This is a genomic window from Hydrogenobaculum sp., from assembly GCF_049967395.1.
GTDB lineage: Bacteria > Aquificota > Aquificia > Aquificales > Aquificaceae > Hydrogenobaculum.
Genome location: NZ_JBMFST010000119.1, coordinates 1 through 974, shown reverse-complemented (window position 1 = coordinate 974; position 974 = coordinate 1). Strand labels below are relative to the sequence as shown.

2 protein-coding genes are annotated in these 974 nt (G+C 33.9%); one reads left to right on the top strand and one right to left on the bottom strand.

What is annotated here, in order from left to right:
• Nucleotides 1-329, bottom strand: a 329-nt coding sequence (locus ACP5S8_RS08455; protein ID WP_461876495.1) for a transposase, incomplete at its 3' end; no start/stop codon positions are given.
• A 173-nt stretch (nucleotides 330-502) separates the two neighbouring features.
• On the opposite strand from ACP5S8_RS08455, the gene ACP5S8_RS08450 reads away from it, so the two are divergent.
• A complete protein-coding gene (locus tag ACP5S8_RS08450) occupies nucleotides 503-844 on the top strand; it encodes an integrase core domain-containing protein (RefSeq protein ID WP_461876494.1) in 342 nt (113 codons plus the stop codon).
• Nucleotides 845-974: the final 130 nt, after the last annotated feature.

Below are 974 nucleotides of genomic sequence, written 5' to 3'. Positions count from 1 at the left end.
GGAATGATTTTATCTGTTAGCCTTGAAATAAGAGAAGGAGATAGTTCTACACCGTAAAAGTCATTTAGCATATCAACTATATCTCTCGTAGATAACCCTTTAGAGTACATAATCATTATCTTGTGTTGCAAGTCTTCTGTTAAAGTGTTTCCTTTCTTAGGTACTATCTTAGGGTCAAACAAAGACATCCTATCTCTTGGCATATCTATCTCTATCTCTCCATAAGGAGTTTGTAGTTTCCTTGGATAAGAGCCGTTTCTATAGTTCGGATTTTCAGATCTCTCGTATTTCTCATACCCTAAGAACTCATCCAATTCTGCTTGGAGCATTTTACCTACAGTGTTGGCCACTATAGTTCTAATGAGCTCTGAAAGCTCTTACTGATTTGTCACCTGTCTACCCTTTCTTTTCATAAATACCTCCTTAGAGTAAAGTATTTTAACACACATAAAGATTTACACAAAAGAGTAGACAGTCCCGAGCTCTCTTTATCCAAGAGGCTATGAAATATTTTGGATTTGGTATCTCCAAAATACAAACAGATAACGGTACAGAGTTTATGGGAGAATTTGAGGGTTACCTTAGAGAAATAGGTATAGAGCATTACTACAGCTATCCAAGGACTCCTAAAACAAACGCCAATGTTGAAAGAGTTATAAGGACTATAGAAGAAGAATTATGGTTTATAGAAGGTACAGAGTATCCTATAGATTATCTAAATAACCTCTTAAGAAAGTACATAGAAAAATACAACTTTGTAAGACCACATTATGCTTTAGGATATATGACTCCTGCTGAAGTAGCCTATGGAAATAAAGAATCCAATTCTGGAGTAAGGTTGTAAATATGTGTTATAATTTTTTTGTGGTAAGTGTTCACGATGTACTGAACTCGTACATTTTTTTCAAAAATATGAGTTAAAATATTTGTATGGATATCTTGGAAAAAGATAAAGCTATATTAAAATCGTGGTT